The following is an 8,110-nucleotide window of genomic DNA, read 5'->3' as shown; positions in this document are numbered from 1 at the left end:
GAGAATTCGATTGCGCTTCGGCTGGGTTCGGTGCGCTCGACCAGAAGGCGCTGTGTCACCCGACAAGGTCGCGCCACAAGCCTCAACCCGCACTCGAGCAAGCCAGTCCGCGAAGGCGGACGTCGTGTGGTTGTTGCAGCGAATTCATTCGCCCGTGCTGGCCTGGGCCCCCAGCAGGGCGCGAGGCCGCTGCCTCTGTGCGCCAGGTGAGCGCCCCTACGTGCCGGGCACGTAGTCCACGTAGAAGTCGGGGTTCTCGTGCAGCCGCAGCCGCACGATGGTAACGTCGGCTAGCCGGGGAGTCAGCCGGTGCGAGATCAGCAGCAGGATGTTTTCCGAGGTGGGGATCAGCCCGCCCGGCGCGAACTCGGGAACCACGTGGTTCAGGTGCTGATGGTCGAACGGACCGATCACCTCGTCGCGCAGCACGGCATCCAGCCGCCCCAGATCCACCGAAAAGCCGGTGACCGCGTCCACCTCGCCCTCCACCGTCACCTCCAGCAGGTAGTCGTGCCCGTGCCCGTGCGGGTTGGCGCACGGCCCGAACACCTCGCGGTTCTGCTCGTCGCTCCACTCCCGCCGGTGGTACCGGTGGGCCGCGCTGAAGCGCACCTTCCTGGTCAGCTGCATCCGCGGCATGCCCGCCCCTTTGATGATGTCGCTTCTGGTGGAGCCCGGATTGTACGCGGCGCGGCCGGCACCCGCCACCCGGAGCCTGTCAGCCGTTTTCCGCCCGATCGTGCTTAGCTGCAGGCATACGAATTGCTTGTAACGAACCCGCACGGATCGGCACACGATCCCCTTCCCGCAGGCCCCGTTTCCCGCGTATCCGCGTGATGGCTGCCCCGTCGCTCTCGCATGCCGAGGCGCCCGACCTCCGTTCCGCGTCCGACCGGCCGCGCAAGACGCGCGCGCCGCGGATGTCGCCCGTGCAGCCGCCCGAGGACGACGACGTGGACGGCGAAGCGCGCCCCGTGGTGCTGCTGGCCGAAGACCACGAGGACAGCCGCGACGCCCTGCGCACGCTGCTCGACGCCTTCGGCTACCGCGTCGTAGAGGCCACGAACGGTCGCGAAGCGGTGGACCGCGCGCTCGCCGAGACCCCCGACATCATCCTGATGGACATGATGATGCCCCGCGTGGACGGGCTGCAGGCCACCCGCGAAATCCGCGAGGTGCCCGCCCTGCGCACGGTGCCCATCATCGCGCTGACCGCCATGGAGGGCGCGCGCGACCGGGTGATGGACGCGGGCTGCGACGACCTGGTGCCCAAGCCCATCGACGTGCGCTCGTTCCTCACCAAGGTGCGCGAGTGGCTGGAAAGCGGTCGGCACGCCGCCTGAGCGCCCGGGTTCGATTGGACCGATAGCCGTCCGCGAGAGTGGACGGCTTTTTCGTTGGTACCAGGTACGGCAGATCTCACGCGGAGGCGCGGAGAACGCGGAGAACTGCAGAAGCGTCTCCCCTTCCCTCCGCGACCTCCGCGCCTCCGCGTGATTCACGACGGCGCCGGCCAGCACGGAAGCGGGAGGCGTGGTCTATTGTTTGTATTATCTTTGGACGTGAGCGATGCGGAAAATCGATGTGTGAGGATGACGAGCGATGATCTGTGAGTGCAGGACGGACGCCCGAAGCCTGGTGGTGCTGGCGCCGGGGCTGGACCGCTACCCGGAATTGACGGAGTTCGCGTCCGGCGACGACTGGGTGGTGCATCCGGCGCTGGGCGGCGTTCGCGTGGAGGTCGGCAGCGGGTCGCGCTGGTCGGGGATCGCGCAGGTGGCCGCGTTCCTTCGCACCGAGCTGGACTTCGACCGCTTCGGCGAGCTGCGCGCCGCCTGGGCGCGGCGAGGCGTTGCGCTCGAGGAGCAGCTCGTTACGCTTCTGCACGCCGGCCGGCTTTCGGACATGGTGCCGGCCGACAGCTCGCCGCTCCCGGCCATGCTGGCCGAGGGGCGCATCGAAAGCTGGTTCCAGCCCATCTTCCGGGCCGGGTCGCTGGACCTGTGGGGCTACGAGTGCCTGATGCGCGGGCGCGGGGAGGATGGTGGCATCGTCTCGCCCTTCACCCTGCTGCAGTGGGCGCAGCAGGAGCAGCTTACGTTCATGCTCGACCGGCAGGTCCGCGAGCTTCACCTGCGGCGCGCCGGCGCGGCGGGGCTGCCGACCGACTGCCACGTGCTCATCAACTTCCTCCCGACCTCCATCTACAAACCCGAGTTCTGCCTGCGCACCACCGTGCGCGCCGCCGCGCAGGCGGGGCTGCAGCCGGGCAACATCATCTTCGAGGTGGTAGAGACGGAACGGGTGGACCCCACGCAGCTGCGCACGCTGCTGGCGTACTACCGCGAGAAGGGGTTCAAGGTGGCGCTGGACGACGTCGGCAGCGGGTACAGCGGCCTGGCGATGATGGCCGACCTGAGCCCCGACCTCATCAAGATCGACCGGGAACTCGTGTCGCGCGCGCCCGAATCGGCCTTCCACCGCGACGTGTGCGCCTCGCTGGTAAAGCTGGCCCAGGACAATGGCAAGCTGGCCCTGGCCGAGGGCGTGGAAACGCACGACGAGTGGCGGCTGATGACGGAGCTGGGGGCAGACCTGCTGCAGGGCTATCTCTTCGGCCGGCCGCACCCCGACCCCGCTCCCCGCGCGCTGGTGGAACCGGACGTGATGGCGTCCGCCTGAGGGTCATCCATCTGACGCGATTTCAGCAGGGCCGACGGAGCTTCCTCCGCCGGCCCTGCTGGCGTTTGGTCGCCGAACGCGATCCTTGACAATCCATAAGCACGAACTTATCTATTCACCCATGGCGAGCGCGCACGATCCCGAAGACCGGATCTTCCAGGTCCTGGCAGACCCCAGCCGCCGCGCGATCTTCGAGTCGCTGACGCGGGGCGAAGCGGCGGTCAAGGACCTGACCGCACGGTTCCACATCTCCCAGCCGGCGGTTTCGCAGCACCTGGCGGCGTTGAAGGACGCCGGCCTGGTGACCGGCCGCCGCGAGGGGCGCCATGTCTTCTACCGGGTGGAGCCGCAGGGAATGAAGCCGCTCATCGACTGGATCGCGCACTACCAGGCCTTCTGGACGGACCGCATCGGCCGCCTCCAACAGCTGCTGGAGAAGATGGACGAATGAAGTTCGCCGACATCACCGCGCCCGAACAGCGCGAGACCATTGCGTTCGAGGTGGACCTGCGGCATCCGCCGGAAAAGGTGTGGCGGGCGCTCACCGAGCCGGAGCTGCTCAGGGAGTGGCTGCTCCCCGCCATCGGGTTCACCCTGCAGCCCGGGGCGGAGTTCACGCTGAAGGCGCCGCAGGCGTACCCCGGGTGGGACGGCACCGTGGACTGCCGGATGCTCGAAATTGACGAGCATCGCACGCTCAGCTACACGTGGACCGTCCCCTTTCTGGACACCGTCGTCACCTTTCGCATCACCCCCACGGAATCGGGGACGCGGCTGTCCATCGTGCAGTCGGGCTTCCGACCCGACCAGAAGCAGGAGTTCGGCGGCGCGCGGTACGGATGGAAGATGATGACGGGCAGGCTGGGCGAGCTGCTGGACGGGATCCCGTAACCCTTCGGACGGAGGATGACGCGATGAACAAGTGGATTCGGCAGGGCCACCGGTGGTTGTCGATCGCCTTTACCGCAGCCGTGATCGCCAACTTCGTCGCCCTGGCGCGGGCGGATGGCGGCACGCCGCCGGCGTGGATCACCTACGCGCCGCTTCCGCCGCTCTTCCTGCTCCTGTTCAGCGGGTTGTACCTTTTCGCCCTGCCCTACGCCACGCGCTGGCGCACCGCGCGCCGCACCCTCCACTCTCGCTGATACGATTCTGACGATGGCTATCGACCAGCATCCCGCGGACAGCCACGACCTGATCCGCGTGCAGGGCGCGCGCGAGAACAACCTCAAGGACGTCAGCGTCCAGATCCCCAAGCGGCGGCTGACGGTGTTCACCGGCGTTTCCGGCTCGGGGAAGAGCTCGCTCGTCTTCGGGACGATCGCCGCCGAATCGCAGCGGATGATCAACGAAACGTACAGCGCCTTCGTGCAGGGCTTCATGCCCACGCTGGCGCGGCCGGAGGTGGACCTGCTCGACGGGCTGACGACGGCCATCATCGTGGACCAGGAGCGGATCGGCGCCAATCCCCGCTCCACCGTCGGCACGGTGACGGATGCCAATGCCATGCTGCGCATCCTCTTCAGCCGGCTGGGGGATCCGCAGATCGGCCCGCCGAGCGCCTTCTCGTTCAACGTGCCCTCCGTGCGGGCGGCTGGCGCCATCACCGTGGAGCGCGGCGAGGGGAAGACGAAGGCCGAGAAGGTGGTCTTCAACCGTCTCGGCGGAATGTGCCCGCGCTGCGAGGGGATGGGCTCCGTCAACGACATCGACCGGGCGGCGCTGTACGATGACAGCAAGTCGCTGAACGAGGGCGCGCTCACCATCCCCGGCTACAGCATGGAGGGGTGGTACGGCCGCATCTTCCGTGGCTGCGGCTACTTCGACCCCGACAAGCCCATCCGCGACTACGGCAAGAAGGAGCTGCACGACCTGCTCTACCGCGAGCCGACCAAGATCAAGATCGACGGCATCAACCTCACCTATTCGGGGCTGATCCCCTCCATCCAGAAGTCGTACCTGTCCAAGGACGTCGAGGCGATGCAGCCGCACATCCGCGCCTTCGTGGAGCGCGCGGTGACGTTCACCACCTGTCCCGATTGCGGCGGCACCCGGCTGGCCGAGGCCGCCCGGTCGTCGCGCATCCGGGGGATCAACATCGCCGACGCCTGCTCGATGCAGATCAGCGACCTGGCCGATTGGGTGCGCGGGCTGAACGAGCCGTCGGTGGCGCCGCTCCTGGCCGGGCTGCAGCACCTGCTGGATTCGTTCGCGGAGATCGGGCTGGGATACCTGTCGCTGGACCGGCCATCGGGCACGCTGTCGGGGGGCGAGGCGCAGCGGACGAAGATGATCCGGCACCTGGGATCGTCACTCACCGACGTCACCTACGTGTTCGACGAGCCCACCACGGGGCTGCATCCGCACGACGTGCAGCGGATGAACGACCTGCTGCTGCGGCTGCGCGACAAGGGGAACACGGTGCTGGTGGTGGAGCACGAGCCGGAAACCATCGAGAACGCCGACCACGTGATCGACCTTGGGCCCGGCGCGGGCACCGCCGGTGGCGAGGTGGTGTTCCAGGGCACGGTGGACGGGCTGCGGGCCAGCGGCACCCTCACCGGCCGCCACCTGGGCGACCGCGCGTCGCTCAAGCCCGCGGTGCGCAAGCCGACCGGGAAGCTGCAAATCCGCGGTGCCACGCGGCACAACCTCAAGGACGTGTCCGTCGACATCCCGCTCGGGGTGCTCGTGGTCGTCACCGGCGTGGCGGGCTCCGGCAAGAGTTCACTCATCCACGGCTCCGTCCCCGCGTCGGCCGGCGTGGTGTCGGTGGACCAGGCGCCCATCAAGGGTTCGCGGCGCAGCAACCCGGCGACGTACACCGGGCTGCTGGAGCCCATCCGCAAGGCGTTCGCGAAGGCCAACGGGGTGAAGCCGGCCCTGTTCAGCGCCAACTCCGAGGGCGCCTGCCCCACCTGCAACGGCGCGGGTGTCATCTACACCGACCTGGCGATGATGGCCGGCGTGGCGACCGTCTGTGAGGAGTGCGGCGGCAAGCGGTTCCAGGCGCAGGTGCTGGAGTACAAGTTCGGCGGCAGGGACATCAGCGAGGTGCTGGCGATGCCGGTGAGCGACGCGGCGGAGTTCTTCGGATCGGGCCCGGCGAAGACGCCCGCGGCCCACGCGATCCTGGCCCGCATGGCGGACGTGGGGCTCGGCTACCTCTCGCTCGGCCAGCCGCTCACCACGCTTTCCGGCGGCGAGCGCCAGCGGCTGAAGCTGGCCACCTACATGGGCGACAAGGGCGGGATCTACGTGCTCGACGAGCCCACCACGGGCCTGCACCTGGCCGACGTCGAGAACCTGCTGGGGCTTCTGGACCGGCTGGTGGACGCCGGCAAGTCGGTGATCGTCATCGAGCACCACCAGGCGGTGATGGCGCACGCCGACTGGATCATCGACCTGGGCCCCGGCGCCGGCCACGACGGCGGCCGCATCGTCTTCGAGGGCACCCCCGCGGAGTTGGTAGCAGCGCGCTCCACGCTCACGGGCGAGCACCTGGCTGCGTACGTGGGTGGCGGGTTGAGGCTGGTTGCACCTCCTTGAGCGAGTCGCGGGAACGCCGCCAGCGTTGCACAAGCGCCCACGCCGACCGGATCATCGACCTGGGCCCCGGCGCCGGCCAGGCACCCCTGTCTCCGTCGCCCATCTCCAATCGCTGCATGGACGCAGGCGGTTCGTGTGGCGATGCGGCTCATCATCAAGGACCACCGGCCGTGCTGGCCCATGCCGATTGGATCATCGATCTGCGGGCGCGACACCCCTGACCTGGGGTGAACCAGCGCAATGGCTTAAAAAGATTGTGAACGAAACACAGAAACGTTACTCTAGGTAGGCGACCGGGGCCCGCTGCTCGCGCAAGGAGTTCCGGAACCATTTCCGGAATAGGACCAAACGTTCATCAAGACCAGGATGATAATTCGATGACCGAGACACTCGAAAGCGTGGTAGGTACGTGGACCCTGTTCGTGCGCACGAGGGAGCGCCCAGCCACCGCCACGTACACGGCGACGTTCGAAGCTTCGGGCCCGGATGCGTACCAGGGCACCGTAACTGTAAGCGGAGGAGAAACCTCCGTCACGGGGACGTGGCGGCAGGCGAAGGACATGTTCGACGAGGACACAAACGTCCACTTCACCGTCGCGGACCCGGCTGGCTCAGGCACGGAGTTCCACTTCTCCGGGCACCTGGTGGGCAACGCGGTGGGAGGCACCATTCGCCATGGGCTCATCGACATCTTCTTCGGAGCCTGGTCGGCGTGCAGAAGCGTCGGCTAAGGTAGCGATCCTCGGTGCGGGAAGGGGTGAGGAAGCGGGCTGGCGGGCCCGGCGCGACCATCCTCTCACCCGCCTGCGTAGAACGCCGCGAGAGCCTGGCCCTCGCGGCGTTCTTCTACGCTCAAGGTGCTCTGTCTCGGACCCCTCACCCTGAGCGACAGTCCGTCGCCGGTGAGCGGTCGGTGGTCGCATCGAACAATGCTTACGTCGGCGCCTGACCCAGCAGTCCATCCAAAGCTGGGTTTTACTGCTGTTTCACGCGGAGGGCGCAGAGAAAACAGAGAGGACGCAGAGAACTGCAATCCGTCCTCGGCGTCTTCGTGATCGGGGTGGAGCAGCGAATCAAAACTTTGACAGAACTCAGGAAGGGTTTTGCGCGGATGAAGCCTCGCGAGTTGGAACGATCCGTGCCGCAACTTCAGCAGTGATTCTTCTCGGGGCTGAAGCCGATCCCTGACCCGACCCTTCGACCCATCCGAGCCCACCCATGGCGGTCCCTGAAAAACCCCGACCTCAGCGCACCACCCCGCTGGGCGTGCTTCGGTCGGTGTCGGAAACCGAGGCGGCGGATTTCGCCGGCGGCCCAGCCTCCGCCCTGGAGGGCAGCGGGCTGTACCGCCTGCTGGTGGAGAGCGTGGTGGACTACGCCATCTTCGCGCTCGACGCGGGGGGCAACATCCTCAGCTAGAACGCCGGTGCGCAGCGGCTCAAGGGCTACACGCCGGACGAGATCATCGGCAAGCACTTCACCATCTTCTATCCCCCCGAAGACGTGGCGCGGGGCAAGACGGACATCGAGCTGGAGATCGCCGCGCGCGACGGCCGGGTGGAGGACGAGGGGTGGCGGGTGCGGAAAGACGGCTCGCGCTTCTGGGCCAACGTGGTGATCACCGCGCTCCGCGACTCCAACGGCACCCTGGTGGGCTACGCGAAGGTCACGCGCGACCTCACCGAGCGGCGTGCGGCCGAGCAGGCGCTGCGCCTGAGCGAAGAACGCTTCCGCACCCTGGTCCAGGGCGTACGCGACTACGCCATCTTCATGCTCGACACGCAGGGCCGGGTCGCCAGCTGGAACGAGGGAGCGCAGCGGATCAACGGCTACGCGGCGGCCGAAATCATGGGCCGCCACTTCTCCAAGTTCTACCCCG

8 protein-coding genes and 1 pseudogene are annotated in these 8,110 nt (G+C 67.7%); 8 read left to right on the top strand and 1 reads right to left on the bottom strand.

The window, feature by feature from the left end; genetic code table 11:
• Positions 1-216: 216 nt before the first annotated feature.
• Positions 217-630, bottom strand: a complete 414-nt coding sequence (locus tag VIB55_RS20585; protein ID WP_331878548.1) for a 6-pyruvoyl trahydropterin synthase family protein — start codon at positions 628-630, stop codon at positions 217-219.
• Positions 631-836: 206 nt separating this feature from the next.
• On the opposite strand from VIB55_RS20585, the gene VIB55_RS20580 reads away from it, so the two are divergent.
• The 8 genes and pseudogenes from VIB55_RS20580 to VIB55_RS20540 all read left to right on the top strand — a co-directional run.
• Positions 837-1,343 (top strand): response regulator, encoded by a 507-nt coding sequence (locus VIB55_RS20580; protein ID WP_331878547.1) that lies wholly within the window; start codon positions 837-839, stop codon positions 1,341-1,343.
• Positions 1,344-1,602: 259 nt separating this feature from the next.
• Positions 1,603-2,682: an EAL domain-containing protein gene (locus tag VIB55_RS20575; RefSeq protein ID WP_331878546.1), complete on the top strand. Its 1,080-nt coding sequence runs from the start codon at positions 1,603-1,605 to the stop codon at positions 2,680-2,682.
• Positions 2,683-2,803: 121 nt separating this feature from the next.
• Positions 2,804-3,133, top strand: coding sequence for a metalloregulator ArsR/SmtB family transcription factor (locus tag VIB55_RS20570; RefSeq protein WP_331878545.1), 330 nt, complete (start codon positions 2,804-2,806; stop codon positions 3,131-3,133).
• Positions 3,130-3,573, top strand: a complete 444-nt coding sequence (locus tag VIB55_RS20565; RefSeq protein WP_331878544.1) for an SRPBCC domain-containing protein — start codon at positions 3,130-3,132, stop codon at positions 3,571-3,573. Before VIB55_RS20570 ends, VIB55_RS20565 begins: the two co-directional genes overlap by 4 nt.
• 23 nt (positions 3,574-3,596) lie before the next feature.
• The gene (locus tag VIB55_RS20560) at positions 3,597-3,827 is read left to right on the top strand and encodes a hypothetical protein (protein WP_331878543.1); all 231 of its coding nucleotides are present in this window, start codon (positions 3,597-3,599) and stop codon (positions 3,825-3,827) included.
• Between the two features lie 13 nt (positions 3,828-3,840).
• Positions 3,841-6,231 (top strand): excinuclease ABC subunit UvrA, encoded by a 2,391-nt coding sequence (locus tag VIB55_RS20555; RefSeq protein ID WP_331878542.1) that lies wholly within the window; start codon positions 3,841-3,843, stop codon positions 6,229-6,231.
• 377 nt (positions 6,232-6,608) lie between these two features.
• Positions 6,609-6,962 (top strand): hypothetical protein, encoded by a 354-nt coding sequence (locus VIB55_RS20550; protein ID WP_331878541.1) that lies wholly within the window; start codon positions 6,609-6,611, stop codon positions 6,960-6,962.
• Positions 6,963-7,509: 547 nt separating this feature from the next.
• Positions 7,510-8,110, top strand: a pseudogene (locus tag VIB55_RS20540) (PAS domain-containing protein); the annotation flags it as partial.

This window comes from Longimicrobium sp., assembly GCF_036554565.1.
GTDB lineage: Bacteria > Gemmatimonadota > Gemmatimonadetes > Longimicrobiales > Longimicrobiaceae > Longimicrobium.
This window is presented reverse-complemented; position numbering and strand designations above follow the sequence as displayed.

Bases quoted from the DNA above. Each gene is read 5' to 3' on its own strand.
- VIB55_RS20585 (WP_331878548.1), bottom strand. From the start codon at position 630: ATGCAGCTGACCAGGAAGGTGCGCTTCAGCGCGGCCCACCGGTACCAC.
- VIB55_RS20565 (WP_331878544.1), top strand. From the start codon at position 3,130: ATGAAGTTCGCCGACATCACCGCGCCCGAACAGCGCGAGACCATTGCG.
- VIB55_RS20580 (WP_331878547.1), top strand. From the start codon at position 837: ATGGCTGCCCCGTCGCTCTCGCATGCCGAGGCGCCCGACCTCCGTTCC.
- VIB55_RS20555 (WP_331878542.1), top strand. From the start codon at position 3,841: ATGGCTATCGACCAGCATCCCGCGGACAGCCACGACCTGATCCGCGTG.
- VIB55_RS20560 (WP_331878543.1), top strand. From the start codon at position 3,597: ATGAACAAGTGGATTCGGCAGGGCCACCGGTGGTTGTCGATCGCCTTT.
- VIB55_RS20575 (WP_331878546.1), top strand. From the start codon at position 1,603: ATGATCTGTGAGTGCAGGACGGACGCCCGAAGCCTGGTGGTGCTGGCG.
- VIB55_RS20550 (WP_331878541.1), top strand. From the start codon at position 6,609: ATGACCGAGACACTCGAAAGCGTGGTAGGTACGTGGACCCTGTTCGTG.
- VIB55_RS20570 (WP_331878545.1), top strand. From the start codon at position 2,804: ATGGCGAGCGCGCACGATCCCGAAGACCGGATCTTCCAGGTCCTGGCA.